This window comes from Hydrogenophaga sp. RAC07 (genome assembly GCF_001713375.1).
GTDB lineage: Bacteria > Pseudomonadota > Gammaproteobacteria > Burkholderiales > Burkholderiaceae_C > Hydrogenophaga.
The window spans coordinates 1,727,391-1,743,612 of the sequence record NZ_CP016449.1; the positions used below are offsets into that span (position 1 = coordinate 1,727,391).

General features: G+C 66.3%; 15 protein-coding genes. 4 read left to right on the top strand and 11 right to left on the bottom strand.

Annotated elements, in window-relative coordinates; all coding sequences use genetic code 11:
- Positions 1-54: 54 nt before the first annotated feature.
- Genes BSY239_RS08080 through BSY239_RS08105 form a run of 6 tightly spaced genes read right to left on the bottom strand, consistent with a single transcriptional unit; the run spans position 55 to position 6,102 of the window.
- A complete protein-coding gene (locus tag BSY239_RS08080) occupies positions 55-1,380 on the bottom strand; it encodes a sulfate adenylyltransferase subunit 1 (protein ID WP_069046388.1) in 1,326 nt (441 codons plus the stop codon).
- On the bottom strand, positions 1,380-2,339 hold the full coding sequence (gene cysD / locus BSY239_RS08085; protein WP_069046389.1) for a sulfate adenylyltransferase subunit CysD: 960 nt from the start codon (positions 2,337-2,339) through the stop codon (positions 1,380-1,382). Before cysD ends, BSY239_RS08080 begins: the two co-directional genes overlap by 1 nt.
- The gene (locus tag BSY239_RS08090) at positions 2,336-3,085 is read right to left on the bottom strand and encodes a phosphoadenylyl-sulfate reductase (protein WP_069046390.1); all 750 of its coding nucleotides are present in this window, start codon (positions 3,083-3,085) and stop codon (positions 2,336-2,338) included. The genes cysD and BSY239_RS08090 overlap by 4 nt, the downstream gene beginning before the upstream one ends.
- A gap of 20 nt (positions 3,086-3,105) precedes the next feature.
- Positions 3,106-3,495, bottom strand: coding sequence for a DUF934 domain-containing protein (locus BSY239_RS08095; protein ID WP_069046391.1), 390 nt, complete (start codon positions 3,493-3,495; stop codon positions 3,106-3,108).
- 11 nt (positions 3,496-3,506) lie between these two features.
- Complete coding sequence (locus BSY239_RS08100) at positions 3,507-5,282, bottom strand: nitrite/sulfite reductase (RefSeq protein ID WP_069046392.1); 1,776 nt, start codon at positions 5,280-5,282, stop codon at positions 3,507-3,509.
- 28 nt (positions 5,283-5,310) lie between these two features.
- Positions 5,311-6,102, bottom strand: a complete 792-nt coding sequence (locus tag BSY239_RS08105) for a sulfite exporter TauE/SafE family protein (RefSeq protein ID WP_069046393.1) — start codon at positions 6,100-6,102, stop codon at positions 5,311-5,313.
- A gap of 164 nt (positions 6,103-6,266) precedes the next feature.
- Between BSY239_RS08105 and BSY239_RS08110 the strand changes: the two genes are divergently transcribed.
- The gene (locus BSY239_RS08110) at positions 6,267-7,067 is read left to right on the top strand and encodes a hypothetical protein (RefSeq protein ID WP_069046394.1); all 801 of its coding nucleotides are present in this window, start codon (positions 6,267-6,269) and stop codon (positions 7,065-7,067) included.
- On the opposite strand, the gene BSY239_RS08115 is transcribed toward BSY239_RS08110, so the two are convergent.
- Positions 7,054-8,253, bottom strand: coding sequence for an FAD-dependent oxidoreductase (locus BSY239_RS08115; protein WP_069046395.1), 1,200 nt, complete (start codon positions 8,251-8,253; stop codon positions 7,054-7,056). The two genes, BSY239_RS08110 and BSY239_RS08115, sit on opposite strands and share 14 nt — an antisense overlap.
- Positions 8,254-8,284: 31 nt before the next feature.
- A complete protein-coding gene (locus BSY239_RS08120) occupies positions 8,285-8,560 on the bottom strand; it encodes an oxidative damage protection protein (RefSeq protein WP_069046396.1) in 276 nt (91 codons plus the stop codon).
- A 247-nt stretch (positions 8,561-8,807) separates the two neighbouring features.
- Between BSY239_RS08120 and BSY239_RS08125 the strand changes: the two genes are divergently transcribed.
- Both BSY239_RS08125 and BSY239_RS08130 read left to right on the top strand, forming a co-directional pair.
- Positions 8,808-9,581 carry a ferredoxin--NADP reductase gene (locus BSY239_RS08125; RefSeq protein WP_069046397.1) on the top strand — a complete coding sequence of 258 codons (774 nt, stop codon included), beginning with the start codon at positions 8,808-8,810 and terminating at the stop codon, positions 9,579-9,581.
- 54 nt (positions 9,582-9,635) lie between these two features.
- Positions 9,636-10,157 carry a disulfide bond formation protein B gene (locus BSY239_RS08130; RefSeq protein ID WP_236944191.1) on the top strand — a complete coding sequence of 174 codons (522 nt, stop codon included), beginning with the start codon at positions 9,636-9,638 and terminating at the stop codon, positions 10,155-10,157.
- 15 nt (positions 10,158-10,172) lie between these two features.
- Here the strand turns inward: BSY239_RS08130 and argA are convergent, their stop codons facing one another.
- From argA to BSY239_RS08145, 3 genes are read right to left on the bottom strand one after another with little or no spacing between them, the layout of a single operon-like run.
- The gene (gene argA, locus BSY239_RS08135) at positions 10,173-11,513 is read right to left on the bottom strand and encodes an amino-acid N-acetyltransferase (protein WP_069046398.1); all 1,341 of its coding nucleotides are present in this window, start codon (positions 11,511-11,513) and stop codon (positions 10,173-10,175) included.
- 10 nt (positions 11,514-11,523) lie between these two features.
- Positions 11,524-11,937 (bottom strand): PIN domain-containing protein, encoded by a 414-nt coding sequence (locus tag BSY239_RS08140; protein ID WP_069046399.1) that lies wholly within the window; start codon positions 11,935-11,937, stop codon positions 11,524-11,526.
- Complete coding sequence (locus BSY239_RS08145) at positions 11,937-12,203, bottom strand: DUF6364 family protein (protein WP_069046400.1); 267 nt, start codon at positions 12,201-12,203, stop codon at positions 11,937-11,939. The genes BSY239_RS08140 and BSY239_RS08145 overlap by 1 nt, the downstream gene beginning before the upstream one ends.
- Positions 12,204-12,274: 71 nt before the next feature.
- Here BSY239_RS08145 and hrpA point away from each other — a divergent pair, with 71 nt between their 5' ends.
- Positions 12,275-16,219: an ATP-dependent RNA helicase HrpA gene (gene hrpA / locus BSY239_RS08150; protein ID WP_236944160.1), complete on the top strand. Its 3,945-nt coding sequence runs from the start codon at positions 12,275-12,277 to the stop codon at positions 16,217-16,219.
- Positions 16,220-16,222 lie beyond the last annotated feature (3 nt).

Here is a 16,222-nt window from a genome sequence, read left to right on the forward strand (position 1 = left end):
CTTGCCGTGACACAAGTTAAGGGGAAGCGGGTCGCGTGCGCTTTCGCGCGAGGCTCATTGCACCAGCAACGCGCCCGCCGTGCGGTGGCTCGCGGTGTCCACCAGCACCAGCGATCCCAGGGCCCGGGACTGCGCAAACGGCAGCGTGACCAGCGGCTCCTGCAGTGTCAGTTCAATGTGGCCGATGGCGTTGGGCTCCAGCTGGGTGGCGTCTTCTTCCGCCAGGGTGTGGATGTCCAGGCGGTGCACGATGCGCTTGATCTTGGCCTTGACCCAGCGGTGGCCATGCAGCGCCCAGTACACGCGCCCGGGCACCAGGGTCTCGTCGTCCAGCCAGGCCACGGTGGCGCGGATTTCGCGGTTGCCGGGCAGCGACCCTTCGGTGTCTTCGGCCAGCAGCCAGTCGCCACGCGAGACGTCAACCTCGCGGTCCAGCACGATGCCGGCGCTGTGGCCCGCGAGCACGGCCTGCGGATGGCGCACATGGTTGAGCACCTGGGCGACCACGGCGGTCTGGCCGTTGGGCATGATGCGCACGTTCTGACCGGCCTGCACACCACCGGTGGCCACGCGGCCCCAGAACACGCGGCGGCCCTGTGAGGTGTCGGCCGAGCTGCTGAATTTTTCCACCCACTGCACGGCGAAGGCGAAGGGCAGCGTGCTGTCGGCCGGCGTGACGGGCAGACCTTCGAGGATCTCGAGCAGCGTGGGGCCGCTGTATCCGCACCAGTCAGCCTGTTCGCTGGCGTCGACCACGTTCCAGCCCTTGAGGGCGGACACGGGGACCACGGCCGTGACAGGGATGCCGGCTTGCGCGGCGAATGTGCGCAGTGCGGCGCCGATGTGTTCAAACGCCACGGCGCTGTCTTCAACCGCGTCGAGCTTGTTGATGGCGAACACCACCGAGGGCACGCGCAGCAGCTTGAGCAGCAGGCTGTGGCGGCGCGTCTGCGGCAGCAGTTTGAGCGCGGCATCGGCCCAGGCCAGCTTGGTGGCGTCGACCAGCACCACGGCAGCGTCGGCGCTGGATGCGGCGGTCACCATGTTGCGTGTGTACTGCTCGTGGCCGGGCGCGTCACCGATGATGAATTTGCGCGCTTCGGTGCTGAAGTACCGGTAGGCCACGTCGATGGTGATGCCTTGTTCGCGCTCGGCCGAGAGACCGTCGGTCAACAGGGCCAGATCGGTCTGGCCATGGCGCTGCACGCCGGCCAGGTGGTCTTGCAGCACGGCCTTGCTGTCGACCAGCAAGCGTCCGATGAGAGTGCTCTTGCCGTCGTCGACGCTACCGCAGGTGATGAGGCGCAGGGCGGAGCGCGTGTCCCCCACGAGGGCTTTGACTGGCTCGGTTCGAGCAGCGGTGTTGGAGGCGGTGGTCATCAGAAGTACCCATCTTTCTTGCGTTTTTCCATGGAGGCGTCGGACGTCTTGTCGTCCATGCGCGTGGCGCCGCGCTCGCTCACCTCGGCGGCCAGCGTCTCGATCACGATGTCGTCGGCCGTGGCGGCCAGGCTCTCCACCGGGCAGGTGCAGGTGATGTCACCCACGGTGCGAAAGCGCACGTCGCGCAGCTGCACGGTCTCGCCGTCGCGTGGTGGCGTGAGTTCGGTCACCGGCACGAGCAGGCCGCGGCGGTCCACCACCTCGCGCTGGTGCGTGTAGTAGATCGAGGGCAGGGCGATGTTCTCGCGGGCGATGTACTGCCACACATCGAGCTCGGTCCAGTTGCTGATGGGGAACACGCGAAAGTGCTCGCCGGGTTGCAGCCGGGTGTTGAACAGGGTCCAGAGTTCGGGGCGCTGGGCCTTGGGCTGCCACTGGCCGAAGCCGTCGCGGTGAGAAAAGATGCGCTCCTTGGCGCGGGCCTTTTCCTCGTCGCGACGAGCACCGCCAATGAGTGCGTCAAAGCGGAACTCTTCGATGGCTTCCAGCAAGGTGACCGACTGGTGCACGTTGCGGCTTTCGCCCGGGTGGGCCAGACGCACCGTGCCGCGCGCCATCGAGTCTTCGACGTTGCGCACGATCAACTCGGCGCCGAGCTCTTTGGCGCGCTGGTCGCGGAAGGCAGTGACTTCGGGGAAGTTGTGACCGGTGTCGATCATCAACAGCGGGTAAGGGATGCGGCCCGCGCCAAAGGCCTTCTCGGCGCACTTGAGCATGACCAGCGAATCCTTGCCGCCCGAGAACAGCAGGGTCGGGCGCTCGAAGGCGGCCGCGACTTCGCGCAGGATGAAGATGGTTTCTTCTTCGAGCGCGTCCAGGTGGGCGTTGCTCAGGTGGTGATCACCGGCGTGTTGCAGGGCGGTCTGGATCACGGCGGTTTCGGTGCGGGCGTTCATGAGGGGGTCCGTTCGATGGATGACACGAGGGAAGACGTGGCGGGCTGCACGTGCAGGCCGCATTCCTTGGCGCTTTCCTGTTCCCACCACCAGCGGCCGGCGCGGAAGTCTTCGCCGACGCTGATGGCGCGGGTGCAGGGCGCGCAGCCGATGCTGGGAAAAAACTGGTCGTGCAGGGAGTTGTAGTCCAGGCCGTGCAAGCCGATGAAGTGCCACACGTCGCCCCAGGTCCACTCGACGATGGGGCTGATCTTGACGCGCTCGACTTCCTGGATGACTTCACCCACCTCGGCGCGCGCGTTGGATTGTTCGCGGCGCAAACCGGTGATCCAGCCGTCGTGCCCGGCGAGTGCACGCGCCAGCGGCTCCATCTTGCGGATGTCGCAGCAGGCTTTGCGCAGCTCGATGCTCTGGTACATCGCCTCTTCGCCGTTCTTGCGCACGAAGTGGATGACCGATTCCTGCCGGGGACGGAAAACCTGAACGCTGATTCCGTAGCGCCGCTCGATCCGGGGGATCAACGCAAGCGTCTCGGCGTGCAGCTTGCCGGTCTCGAGCACGAACACACTGGCCTCGATGTCGGCCAGGTGCAGCAGGTGCGTGACCACCATGTCTTCGGCGCCCAGGCTGGAGGCCTGGGTCAACCTGGGGTGGCTGGCGGCGGTTTCGCGCAGCAGACCGATGCTGCGCGCGACCTTGGCAGCAAAGTCGGGCGAGGGCTTGTCGTAGAGGGCTAAAGCGGTCATGGCAACGGCTCTTTTCGCTTTCAGGCGGTGGCGAAATGGGGTGCGGTGTGCACCGCATCGCCCTGGTAGAAGGCGGGGTAGTGCGCCAGCAGCGCCTGGCCGTGGGCCAGGTTCTGGTCGGCTCGCAACACAGCTTGCGTGAAGCCGCTGCGCTGCATCTGCACCAGCTGGTCGATCAGCACATCACCGGTGGCGCGGATCTCGCCGGTGAAGCCGAGGCGGCGGCGCAGCAGGAAAGCCTGGCTGAACGCGCGGCCATCGTTGAACTTGGGAAAGTGCAGCTCGATCACGGTTACGCCGCCGAGGTCGGCCTCGCGCGGGTCGGTGTCGTTGGCGAAAGAGAGGCGCTGAGCCTCGTCCTCGGTGGCCACGAATGCGTCTGCGCTGAAGAGTTGAAGGGTTGTGCTCATGGTCTCGGTCCTCAGGCGGCGGCGCGGGCCGTGCTCGTGCGCACCGCGTTGGCGGCGGTCTTGAACGGATCGGCGCCGGTGCGGCGCAGCGTGGCCACGAAGGTTTCGGTGCCAGTGCGTTGTGCTCGGTAGGTGTCGAGCAGCGCCTCGATCACGTCGGGTACTTCGCTCGCGGCAAACGACGGGCCGATCACCTTGCCCGGGGTGGACTCGCCCGACAGGCGCGTGCCGTCCGAGCCACCGAGCGTGACCTGGTACCACTCCTGGCCGTCCTTGTCGACGCCCAGGATGCCGATGTGCCCGCTGTGGTGGTGGCCGCAGCTGTTGATGCAGCCACTGATGTGCAGGTCGATTTCGCCCAGGTCGTGCAGTTCGTCGAGGTCTTTGTAGCGGCCCAGGATGGCCTGTGCCAAGGGGAGCGAACGCGCGTTGGCGAGGTCGCAAAAATCGCCACCGGGGCAGGCGATCATGTCGGTCAGCAGGCCGATGTTGGGTTTGGCCAGGCCCAGGCGGCGGGCTTCGCGCCAGAGTTCTGGCAGCTGGTCGCAACGCACCCAGGGCAGCAGCAGGTTTTGCTCGTGCGTCACGCGGGCCTCGCCGGCCGAGAAGCGCTCGGCCAGGTCCGCCGCACGCTCCAGTTGTTCGGCCGTGGCGTCGCCGGGGGCCTGGCCGAAGCGCTTGAACGACAAGGTGACCGCGCGCAGGTCGGGGTTCTGGTGCGGCTTCACGTTCTGCGTGAGCCAGCGGCTGAACTCCATGTCGTCCTCGGCCGCAGCCTTGAGGATGTGGGCAATTTTCGCGTCGGCGCTCTTGCGATCGCACTTGAGCTGGGGCGGCACAAAGAAGGCGCTCACGCGGTCGAGCTCGGCCTGGCTGATGGTGTGAGGCGCGCCGTCTTTCTCGATGATGTCGCGGTACTCGGCTTCCACCTGGTCGGTGAAAGCCTGGCCCTCGGCCTTCACCAGGATCTTGATGCGGGCCTTGTAGATGTTGTCGCGGCGGCCGAAGCGGTTGTAGGCGCGCACCACGGCTTCAAGGTAGTTGAGGATCTGGTGCCAGGGCAAAAACTCGCGGATCACGCTGCCGATGATGGGTGTGCGGCCCATGCCGCCGCCCACGCGCACCTGAAAGCCCAGCTCACCGTCCACATCGCGCAGCAGGCGCAGGCCCACGTCGTGCCAGGCGGTGGCGGCACGGTCTTCGCGTGCACCGGTGATGGCGACCTTGAACTTGCGCGGCAGGAAGGCGAACTCGGGGTGCAGTGTGCTCCACTGGCGCATGATTTCGGCAAACGGCCGCGGGTCGGCGACCTCGTCCACGGCGATGCCGGCGAGTGCGTCGGTGGTGATGTTGCGGATGCAGTTGCCGCTGGTCTGGATGCCGTGCATGCCCACGCTGGCCAGCAGGTCCATCACGTCGGCCGAGCGCGCCAGCGGGATCCAGTTGTACTGCACGTTCTGGCGCGTCGTGAAGTGGCCGCAACGGTCGGGCAGGGTGGGCACTTCGGAGAGGCCGGCGTTGGCCTTGGACACGTCGTGCTCTTCCTTGTGGTCGAAGTCGCGAGCGATCTTCGCCAGCACCTTGAGCTGGGCGCTGTTGATCTCGCCGTAGGGCACGGCCACGCGCAGCATGGGCGCGAAGCGCTGCACGTACCAGCCGTTTTGCAGGCGCAGCGGCTTGAACTCGTCTTCCTTCAGCGTGCCGGCCTGCCAGCGGGTGAGCTGGTCGCGGAACTGGTCGGCACGCAACTGGACGAACTGGCGGTCAAAGTCGGAATATTGGTACATCGTGGGTACGTCGTCGTGGGCGGAAAAATCAGAGAGCGATCAATTTGAAGCCGGCGTAGGCCAGCAACACCGAGAGCGCCGAGCGCACCAGGCGCTCGGGTGTGTGACGCATGAGGCGCGTGCCGAGCCAGATGCCGGGCAGCGAGCCCGCGAGCAGCTTGCCCAGCAAAGGCCAGTCCACCGAGCCCATGCTCGCGTGGCCCAGGCCGGCCACCAGCGTGAGCGGCACGGCGTAGGCGATGTCGGCGGCCACGATGCGCGGCAGCGGCAGCAAAGGAAACAACAGCAGCAGCACCGACACACCGATGGCGCCCGCGCCGACCGAGGTGAGCGTGACCAGGGTGCCGATCACCGCGCCAAACAGGACCGGCAAGCTCCAGTGGCGGGCGTGGGTGGCGTTCTCGAGCTGGCCTTCTGCGAGGGTGCGGGGCAGTTGTTTGCCGCGCGCAGCTTTGTAGAGCATGGCGGCGGCCGTGAGCAGCAGGGCCACGCCCAGGGTGGTGGTCATGAGCGACTGCACCAGCGGGCTGGCCGGGCCGAGCTGGTGCAGGGCGCCCAGGGTGATCATTGCCGCAGGGATGCTGCCCGCGCAGAGCTGGCCCACCACGCGCCAGGGGACGAGCTTCTGGCGCGCCAGGCTGACGGTACCGCCCATCTTGGTGAAGGCCGCAAACAGCAGGTCGGTTCCCACCGCAAGGTAGGGTTTGACGCCGAAGAAGAAGATCAGGATGGGCGTCATGAGCGAACCGCCACCCACACCGGTGAGACCCACGATGAGTCCCACGGCGAATCCGGCCAGGATGATGGCGATGTCAGGCATGGGCGCGACTGTACGGAGCCGTGCATATATCCCAAACGATTTTTTCTTCATGGGGGTATGCCCCAGACGAATATAGAAGGCCGCGCGTGTGGCATCACACGACCCGGGCGCTGAGGCGACGCAAGTGCTGCTCCATCAGCATGCAGTGACGTAACATCGCCGCCATGCAAAAACAGCGTGTTCTGGTCAGTGTGGTGGGCTTCTCCGATGTGGAGCGCCACGCCTTGAACACGGTGTTTCGCCTCTCCCAATCCCGCGATCTGTCGTACGCACCTTATGTCCCCTTGACTGCGCCCGGTGTGGCCGCGCCCAAGGGTGTGTCGGAAGTGGCGTTGGTGGACGGCGAAAGTGCCGAAGCGGTCCTGTCTCACGCCAAGGAAATGCCGACCGGACAGCGACTGATCTGGGTCGGCAAGGATGCGCCGGAACACGCCTGGCGCGTGATGGACCGCCCGATCGACTGGGCCGCCGTGCTGCACGACCTGGACGCGGTGTACGCGGCCAACCAGGCCGACTCCGGACTGCTCGACCTGGACGTGACGGCGCCCGCGCCGCTGGATCCGGCCTTTGGCGAAGACGTGATCGGCGTGCGCCGCGCCCTGGTGGTGGGTGCCGACGAGCAGGAGCGCACCTACCTGCGCACCCGGCTGGCGCTGGCGGGCGTGGCCCAGGTGGACGAGGTGACCACCACAGAAGCGGCAATTTCCATCATTGTCCGCAACGACTACATCTGCGGTGTGTTCAACCTTGACGACCCGCAACTGGATGTCTGGTCCTTGATGCGCCTCTTTGCCGAGCACAACCCCAAAGCGCTGACGCTGGCCACCAGTGAACTGGCCGGCCCGCTGGCGGGCTGGTGGAGCCGACGGCGGGTGCGGCGCAACGCCCAGCGCGCCGGCATTTCCGCCTTGCTGGCGCGGCCGATTCAGCCGCCCGAGATTTCCGTCTGGCTCAACCTGCTGTAGACCGCTCCGGCGCGCCGACCTGGCGCCGCGCGTTCTTGATCGCAAACCGCGCCGGGTCAAGAACCGCGATCAGCGCCGGGTCCACGTCAGAGGCCTCTCCGTTGATCTGCATGGCCAATTGCGTGGCGCACCAAGGCGCCAGCGTGATGCCGCGCGAACCCATGGCGCACAGCAAGTGCAGCCCCGGCCAGCGAGGCACTTCGGCCAGCGCCATGCGCTGACGCTGGGCGCGACCTGCTGACAACTGCTGGCTCAGTGCCCGAGCGTCCGGTGCGGCGCCCACCAGCGGCAACCGGTCGAGCGAAGCGCAACGCACCTGTGACCAGCCCAACAATCTGCCTTGCGCCAGCTCGCTGCGCAGGTGTTGCGCTGCCGCCGGGTGGATGGTCTGCAGGCTGCGGGCGTTGCGCTCGTGGGCCTCGGTGGTGACCCTGGTGTCGCGCAGGCCACGCTCGAAGCTTGAACCCATGGCCCAGATCGCACCCGGCCAGGTCGGCGGAAGGCCTTCGTCACGGTATTGCGGAACAAACACCCCATCGTTGCGCCGGGGCCATTCCGCCAAGGCCTCACCTGCCTGCGGACCCAGGCTCATCTGACCCTTGACCGGGTTCAACGGCAGGTCGTCCATCGACATCCAGCCCGTGTTGCCGGTGAGCAGCTCCACGCTGCCCAGCGCGGCGGCCACGACAACGACAGGTGCCTCGCCCATGCAGCGGCCCTCCGCGTCCCAGGCTTGCCAAAGGGGGGTTGAGTCGTCGCTCGGCACGCTGATCAGGCGCTGCACCGGCGCGTTCCATTGCTGGGTGAGCGCGCCCAGGGCCTCGGATTCCCGGATCATGGCGTGCACCAGCGCAGCCGGACGCACCAGCGTGGCGGGCCAGCGGCCAGGATCGTGTCCGAGGTTGTCCACCTCGCAGGCCTGCCAGCCAGCGCCCTGCGGCACGAGCCGCCGCAGTTCGGCCAGCGTGTGCGCCACGCCGAGGGCTGACAAGCGCGAAAGCGGGGTGGGGGAGCGCGTGACGTGGCGACTGAGCATGCCCACGGGCAGACCCGAGGCGCCGTGGGCCGGGCCACTGGCTGCGTCCAGCAGCGTGACGCGCCAGCCTCGCTGCGCCAGCGCCGATGTGACCGCCGCACCCGCCAGACCGGCGCCGATCACCAGTGCATGGCGAAGGGCGTCAGGCATGGAAGTGCGGTGCGAAGGCAGGGACGGGCGCTCAGGCCGCGGGCGGCGGCACGTAGCCGGCCGCCGCGTCGGCACCTTCGCCGAAGAAGTGCTTTTCCATCTGGCGGGCCAGGTACTGGCGCGCGCGCGCGTCGGCCAGGTTCAGGCGGTTCTCGTTGAGCAGCATGGTCTGGTGCTTGAGCCAGGCGGCCCAGGCTTCCTTGCTCACGCTTTCATAGATGCGCTTGCCCAGCTCGCCGGGGTAGGGCGGGAAGTCCAGGCCTTCGGCTTCCTTGCCGAGCTTGATGCAGTTGACGGTGCGTGCCATGGGGTGTCCTTGGGTAGGGGTCAGATGATTTGGTTATATCGAATGGAAGAAATTATTCGTTCCAGTGGCTTGCGAAGGCCGGCATGATGCGGGCTTCGTGCGGCAGAGGGCGACTGTAGCAACCTTTGATCGACCGCAAAGACTTCAGGGCCGCAGCCCGCATGATCGACCGAGTGCCAAGCCCATGGTGGGCGTGTTGCCTCGGCGCCTTTTTACAATAGACCCCTTCGCCTCCACAGGACCCCCCATGAGTGCATTTCAGGAAGAGCGCGTGCTCAGCGTTCACCATTGGACCGACCGGCTGTTCAGCTTCACCACCACGCGAGACGCGTCGCTGCGCTTCTCCAACGGCCACTTCACCATGATCGGCCTGCGCGTGAACGACAAGCCGCTGCTGCGCGCCTACAGCATCGTCAGCCCCAATTACGCCGACCACCTCGAGTTCCTGAGCATCAAGGTGCCCGACGGCCCGCTCACCTCGCGCCTGCAACACATCCAGGTCGGCGACACCATCATCGTGGGTCGCAAGCCCACCGGCACGCTGCTGATCGACTATTTGCTGCCCGGCAAACGCCTGTATTTGCTGGCCACCGGCACCGGCCTGGCGCCTTTCCTCAGCGTCATCCGCGACCCGGAAACCTACGAGCGTTACGAACAGGTGGTGCTCATCCATGGCGTTCGGCAAGTGAAGGAGCTGGCTTACCGCGAGTACCTCAGCGACACCCTGACCCACGACGAGTTCCTGGGCGAGATGGTCCAGCAGAAGCTGCTGTACTACCCCACGGTCACGCGCGAGCCGTTCGTGCACCAGGGCCGCATTCCGCAACTGCTGGCCGAGGGTCAGGTCGCCAAAGACCTGGGCATTCCCATGCTGAACCCCGCGGAAGACCGCATCATGATCTGTGGCAGCCCCGAGATGCTGCGCGACCTCAAGGCGCTGGCCGAGAAGCTGGGCTTTGAAGAAGGCAACACCAGCCGCCCGGGCGCTTTCGTGATCGAACGGGCGTTCGCCGGAACTTGATCCGGGCTTGTCGGCTCAGTCCCGAAGCTTTCCTTCACCACAGGTCCCGCCTTGATCACCACCATCCCGACCGTCAGTCCCTCGTTTTTTGAACGTTACCCCCGCCAGATCCTGGGCCTGATCGCCCTGGTGTGCATCGGCATGCTGGCGTTTGGCCTGTACCTGCAGCATGTGGTGGGGCTGGAGCCTTGCCCCATGTGCATCGTGCAGCGTTATGCGCTGATCGCGGTGGCACTGGTGGCCGGTGTGTCGGCGTTTCTGCGCAGCCGCTTCTGGGTGTTGGGGGGCATCATCAAGATGGGCGTGCTTGCCCTGTTCGGTGCGTTCGTGGCCGCCCGTCAGAGTTGGTTGCAGTGGAACCCGCCCGAAATCATGAGCTGCGGGCGCGACCTCTTCGGGATGATCGAATCCTTTCCGCTGCGGCGTGCCATCCCCATGATTTTTCGCGGCAGCGGCGATTGCTCGGTGATCGACTGGACCTTCTTGGGCCTGTCGATCGCCAACTGGTCGTTCATCAGCTTCACGGCCATCGCGCTGGCAGCGCTCGCACTCTGGTTCAAGCGCGCGCCAGCCTGAACCCGGGCTGGGCGGTCAGCTCAGCTTCTTCACCAGCACCTGGCTCTTGCGGTCCCAGTTGTACTTGCGCTTGCGGGCTTCGGGCAGCCAGTCGGCATTGACCTGCACGAAACCCCGTTTGATGAACCAGTGCATGGTGCGCGTGGTGAGCACGAAGATGCTTTGCAGGCCCTGGGCCTTGGCCCGCACCTCGATGCGCTTGAGCAGCCGCTCGCCGTCACCCTGGCTCTGCGTGTCGGGTGACACGGTGAGCGCGGCCATTTCGCCCGTGCGTGCTTCCGGGTACGGATAGAGCGCAGCGCAGCCGAAGATCACGCCGTCGTGTTCGATGATGGTGTAGTTGCCGGCGTCGCGTTCGATCTCGGTGCGGTCGCGCTTGACCAGCGTGCCGTCTTTCTCGAACGGCTCGATCAGCGCCACGATGCCGCTCACGTCGTCCATGGTGGCTTCGCGCACGCTCTCCAGTTTTTCGTCCACCACCATGGTGCCGAATCCGTCGTGGGTGTAGATCTCCAGCAGCAGCGCACCGTCCACCGCAAACGGCAGGATGTGGCTGCGCTCCACGCCGCCTTCGCAAGCGCGGATGCAGTGCTGCAGATAAAACGCCGGGTCGGTGGGCTGGGTGGGTGCAGGCAAGCCGGCCAGCAGCTTTTTCGCGTCAGCGAGGGGAATCTCGGTGTCGATGTCGCTGTCGGGGTCGGCGACGTCGGCGCGCAGGCCGGGCACTTCGGTCAGGAACATCAGTTTGTCGGCCTGCAGTGCAATGGCCACCGAGGTCGCCACGTCTTCCATGGTCAGGTTGAAGGCTTCTCCGGTGGGCGAGAAGCCGAAGGGTGAGAGCAGCACCAGCGCGCCCATGTCCAGCGTCCTCTGAATGCCTTCGGTGTCGACCTTGCGCACCAGGCCCGAGTGCTGGAAGTCCACACCGTCCATCAAACCCACCGGACGTGCGGTGATGAAGTTGCCCGAAATCACCCGCACCGTGGCACCGGCCATGGGCGTGTTGGGCAGGCCCTGGCTGAAGGCAGCTTCGATCTCGTAACGCAGCTGGCCGGCGGCTTCCTGGGCGCAATCGAGAGCCACCGAGTCGGTGATGCGCATGCCGTGGGAGTACCTGGGCTCGTGGCCTTTGGCGCGCAGCTGCTCGTTGACTTGCGGACGAAAGCCGTGCACCAGCACGATCTCCACGCCCATGCTCTGGATGAGCGCGAGGTCTTGCGCCACGTTCTGCAGCTTGCCGGCCTCGATGGCTTCGCCCGCGATGCCCACCACCAGCGTGTTGCCGCGGTGTTTGTGGATGTAGGGCGCGACGGAGCGGAACCAGGGGACGAAGGTGAAATTGAAGACGGTGGACATGTTGGGGACTCTAGAGAAACGGATTTTCGACGGTGAGTTTGCCGAAGCGTTGACCGTGCTGACCGTCTTCGCTCACCAGCACATCGGCCTGGGCGCGCAACGCGGCTTCCAGAATGAGGGCGTCCCACCATTGCAACTGGTGCCGTTCGGCGAGCCGGGTGGCTTCAAGCACGCTCATGGCCGAGCTGCCCACCACCTCGAAGCTGGCCAGACGTTCGACCTGAGCCTGGGCGGCCGCGGGCGACAGTGGGGGCTGGAGCTTTTTGGTGGTGACGGCGTAGAACTCCTGCAACACCTGGGCGCTGAGCACAACCGTGTCTTGTTCGCAGGCGCGTGCAAATCGTTCGATGGCCCGGGCCTGCCGGTCCGGATCACCGGCGTCCATGCAGTAGACGAGGACGTTGGTGTCGAAGAAACAGATCATCAACGGCCCGGCGCTTTTCCGGCCGCGCCCGGGTAGGGCCGATCGTGCGCATCTGCCCGGCTCCAGCGCTGGCCGGACCGGTTGGCTTCGCTGCTGCGGGCGGCGGCGATGAACTCCTGAGCTGCGGTTTGCTGAGGCATTCCGCCCTGGGCGTAGACCGCAAGGAAGTCACGCACCTTGGCGCTCACCGAAGTGCCTTCCTGGATGGCGCGCACCCGCGCCTGCCGCACCACGGCTTCGTCGATGGAAATGGTCAGATTGGTCATGTGCAAACTCCCGGCCTTGCAACACGAAAACACGTGCTGCACGTGAACCTGTGCCCTGCGATAATACCGCCGTGAACGACGCTGTCAATTCCCCCATCGCCCCCCGGCCGGCCCAGCCACTGCGCATCGAATTTCCCGACGCGCTGCCTGTTTCGGCGCGCCGGCACGAGATCGAGGCCGCCATGCGCGAGCACCAGGTGGTCATCGTCTGTGGTGAGACCGGCTCCGGCAAGACCACCCAGATTCCGAAAATTGCGCTCGCGATGGGGCGCGGCAAATGCAATGCGAAGCCAGGCCAGCGCGGCCAGATGATCGGCCACACGCAGCCACGGCGCATTGCCGCCTCCAGCGTGGCCAAGCGCATCGCCGAAGAACTGAAGACCCCGCTGGGCGATGTGGTCGGCTTCAAGGTGCGTTTCCAGGACCGGCTCTCCAAGGACGCCTCCGTCAAGCTCATGACCGACGGCATCTTGCTGGCCGAGACGCAGACCGACCCCGACCTGCGCGCCTACGACACCATCATCATCGACGAGGCGCACGAGCGCAGCCTGAACATCGACTTCCTGCTGGGCTACCTGCGCCAGCTGCTGCCGCGCAGGCCCGACCTCAAGGTGGTGGTCACCTCGGCCACCATCGACGCCGACCGCTTCGCGCAGTACTTCGCCTCAAAAAACGGCCCGGCGCCGGTGCTCATGGTCTCGGGCCGCACCTTTCCGGTGGAGGTGCGCTGGCGCCCGTTTGAAGAGAGCCGCGATTACGACCTCAACAGCGCGATCACCGATGCCGTGGACGAACTCTGGCGCGGTCCCGCTGGCGGCGACATTCTGGTGTTCCTGCCTGGTGAGCGCGAAATCCGCGAAGCCGCCGACCACCTGCGCAAGCACCTGAGCCACATCCCCACGCTGCGCAACGCCGAGGTGTTGCCGCTGTTCGCGCGGCTCTCGCAAGCCGAGCAGGACCGCATCTTCCAGGAGCACGGCGGGCGGCGCATCGTGCTCTCGACCAACGTGGCCGAGACTTCGCTCACGGTGCCCGGCATCCGCAACGTGATCGACGTGGGCACCGCGCGTGTGAAGCGCTACAGCTTCCGCCAGAAGGTGGAGCAGCTCATGGTGGAGCCCATCAGCCAGGCGGCGGCCAACCAGCGCGCCGGGCGCTGTGGCCGCGTGGCCGACGGCATCTGCATCCGCCTGTACGACGAGGCCGGTTTCAACGCCCGCCCCAGGTTCACCGACCCAGAGATCCTGCGCAGTTCGCTGGCGGGCGTGATCCTGCGCATGAAGGCGCTGCGCCTGGGCGCGGTGGAAGAGTTCGCCTTCATCGAGGCGCCGCAAAAGCGGGCCATCGTTGATGGTTACCAGTTGCTGGCCGAGCTCGGCGCGGTGGACGACAACAACGAGCTCACGCCGATCGGCCAGACGCTCTCGCGCCTGCCGCTGGACCCGCGCGTGGGTCGCATGATCCTGGAAGCGCAGCAGCGCGGTGCGCTCGACGAGGTGATGGTGATCGCTTCTGCCCTGAGCGTGCAGGACGTGCGCGACCGCCCCCTGGACAAACAGGCCCAGGCCGACCAGGCGCACGCCAAGTTCGACGACGAGAAAAGCGAGTTCAGCGGCACGCTCAAGCTCTGGAAATGGCTGGAAGACAGCAAGGGCGGCCACGGCAAGGACCACAAGCTCAGCCACCGCCAGTACGAGAACCTGCTGCGCGAGAACTTCGTCAACGTGCGCCGCGTGCGCGAGTGGCGCGACATCCACACCCAGCTGCACACCGTGGTGGCCGAGCACAAGTGGCAGATCAACACCGCGCCCGCGAGCTACGAACAGCTGCACCTGGCCATGCTGGCCGGTCTGCTGGGCAACGTGGGCCAGAAGAGCGAAGCGGAAGACTGGTACCTGGGTGCGCGCGGCATCAAGTTCTACCGTCACCCGGGCGCCAACCTCAGCAAGAAGCCCGGGCGCTGGATCGTCTGCGCCGAGCTGGTGGAGACCACGCGCCTGTTTGGCCGCGGCATCGCCGCCATCGAACCGCTGTGGCTGGAGCAGGTGGGCCCGCACCTGCTCAAGAAGCAGCTGCTCGATCCACACTGGGAAAAAAAATCGGCCCAGGTGACGGCGCTGGAGCGCGCCACCCTCTATGGCCTGGTGGTTTACAGCAACCGGCGCACCGACTACGGTCGGGTGGACCCGGTGGGTGCACGCGCCATCTTCATACGCGAAGCGCTGGTGGCCGGGGACTGGGAGACACGCCTGCCGTTTCTCGGCGCCAACCAGAAGCTGGTGAAACAGGTGGCCGAGCTGGAACACAAGTCGCGCCGGCAAGACGTGTTGGTCGACGACGAACTCATCTACGCCTTCTACGACCAGCAGCTCCCCGCGCACGTCTGCAACGGCGCCGCGTTTGAGCGCTGGTACCAGGACGAGGTGCGTCGCAACCCGAAGCTGCTGCTGCTCACGCGCGAAGAGCTCATGCGCCACGAGGCGGCGGGCATCACCACGCAGGCCTTTCCCAAGACGTTGCGTCTGGGCGGTGTGGACTGCGCCTGCGAGTATCTGCACGTGCCCGGCGACCCGCGCGACGGCCTGTCGGTGACGCTGCCGATCTTCGCGCTCAACCAGGCCAGCGACGACCGCTGCGACTGGCTGGTGCCCGGCATGCTCAAGGACAAGCTGCTGGCGCTGCTCAAGACGCTGCACCAGCGCCCACGTTCGCGCCTGGTGCCGCTGCCGGCCACGGCCGAGCGGTTTGCGCAGTCGCTGTGCGAACCCGCCGCGTTCGGTGCCGGCAACCTGATGGACGCGCTGTTGAAACTGGTGCGCGAGGCCACGCAGCTGGACATCCAGCGCAACGACATCAAGGTCGACATGCTCAGCCCGCACCACTTCATGCACCTGCGTGTGGTGGACGAGCACGGCCGCCAGCTGGGCCAGGGCCGCAGCCTGGCAGCGCTGAAGGCCGAGCTGGGCAGCCAGGCGCGGGGGGCGTTTCAGGCATTGGCGTCGCTCAAGTTGGGCTCGCTGTCCGCTGCCGGCGACCGGTCTTCACCCTCTCCCTCTGGGAGAGGGCAGGTTGAGGGCTCGGCGCGCCCACAAAGCCCTCACCCCAACTCTCTCCCAAAGGGAGACGGGGCCAAGCTCGCAAGCGCCGCACAGCGCCACACCACCTGGGACTTCGGCGAATTGCCCGAACTCATGGAGATCCGCAAGGGCCAGCAATCGCTGATCGGTTTTCCCGCGCTCATCGACGACGGTGATGCGGTGCGCCTGGAAGTGTTCGACGAACCCGACGTGGCCAAGGCCCGCCACCGCGAAGGCCTGCGCCGCCTGTGCGCGCTGCAGATCCGCGATGCGCTCAAATACCTGGAGAAAAACCTGCCCGGGCTGCAAACCATGGCCGCGTCCTACATGCAGGTGGGCAAGGAGTCGGGCGGCGGCGGCACGCTGGAAGAACTGCGCACGCAGATCCTCGAACTCGCGCTGGACCGCGCCTTTCTCGCCGAGCCGTTGCCCACCAACGAAGCCGCGTTCAAACAGCGCGTGGACGAAGGAAGAGGGCGGCTCACACTGATTGCCAGCGAGATCTCGCGCAGTGCGGGCACCATCCTCACCGAATACGCTGCCGCTGCGCGCAAGCTCAAGGACAGCAAACCGGCGGCCGATGTGGCCACCGACGTGGGTCAGCAGCTGGCGCGGCTGGTGCCCAGGAAGTTTTTGCTGCAAACGCCTTATGCCCAGTTGCAGCATCTGCCGCGCTACCTCAAGGCGGTGCAGTTGCGGCTGGACAAACTGCGTGCCGACCCGGCGCGCGATGCTTCACGGCTCGCCGAGTTGCGCCCGCAAGACCAGCGTTTCTGGCGCCTCGTCGCAGAGCGCAAGGGGGTGCAGGACGCGCGCCTGCAGGAGCTGCGCTGGCTGCTCGAAGAGCTGCGCGTGAGCTTCTTTGCGCAGGAGTTGCGCACGCCCCAACCCGTCAGCGTGAAACGGCTGGACAAGGCCTGGGCGCAGCTCCAGCTGTGAATT

What these genes read in the sequence shown, in the direction of transcription:
- BSY239_RS08140 (WP_069046399.1), bottom strand. Translation starts at nt 11,937, where the DNA reads ATGATCTGTTTCTTCGACACCAACGTCCTCGTCTACTGCATGGACGCC.
- BSY239_RS08125 (WP_069046397.1), top strand. Translation starts at nt 8,808, where the DNA reads ATGAGTGCATTTCAGGAAGAGCGCGTGCTCAGCGTTCACCATTGGACC.
- BSY239_RS08090 (WP_069046390.1), bottom strand. Translation starts at nt 3,085, where the DNA reads ATGACCGCTTTAGCCCTCTACGACAAGCCCTCGCCCGACTTTGCTGCC.
- BSY239_RS08105 (WP_069046393.1), bottom strand. Translation starts at nt 6,102, where the DNA reads ATGCCTGACATCGCCATCATCCTGGCCGGATTCGCCGTGGGACTCATC.
- cysD (WP_069046389.1), bottom strand. Translation starts at nt 2,339, where the DNA reads ATGAACGCCCGCACCGAAACCGCCGTGATCCAGACCGCCCTGCAACAC.
- BSY239_RS08115 (WP_069046395.1), bottom strand. Translation starts at nt 8,253, where the DNA reads ATGCCTGACGCCCTTCGCCATGCACTGGTGATCGGCGCCGGTCTGGCG.
- BSY239_RS08080 (WP_069046388.1), bottom strand. Translation starts at nt 1,380, where the DNA reads ATGACCACCGCCTCCAACACCGCTGCTCGAACCGAGCCAGTCAAAGCC.
- argA (WP_069046398.1), bottom strand. Translation starts at nt 11,513, where the DNA reads ATGTCCACCGTCTTCAATTTCACCTTCGTCCCCTGGTTCCGCTCCGTC.
- BSY239_RS08120 (WP_069046396.1), bottom strand. Translation starts at nt 8,560, where the DNA reads ATGGCACGCACCGTCAACTGCATCAAGCTCGGCAAGGAAGCCGAAGGC.
- BSY239_RS08110 (WP_069046394.1), top strand. Translation starts at nt 6,267, where the DNA reads ATGCAAAAACAGCGTGTTCTGGTCAGTGTGGTGGGCTTCTCCGATGTG.
- BSY239_RS08100 (WP_069046392.1), bottom strand. Translation starts at nt 5,282, where the DNA reads ATGTACCAATATTCCGACTTTGACCGCCAGTTCGTCCAGTTGCGTGCC.
- BSY239_RS08145 (WP_069046400.1), bottom strand. Translation starts at nt 12,203, where the DNA reads ATGACCAATCTGACCATTTCCATCGACGAAGCCGTGGTGCGGCAGGCG.
- BSY239_RS08095 (WP_069046391.1), bottom strand. Translation starts at nt 3,495, where the DNA reads ATGAGCACAACCCTTCAACTCTTCAGCGCAGACGCATTCGTGGCCACC.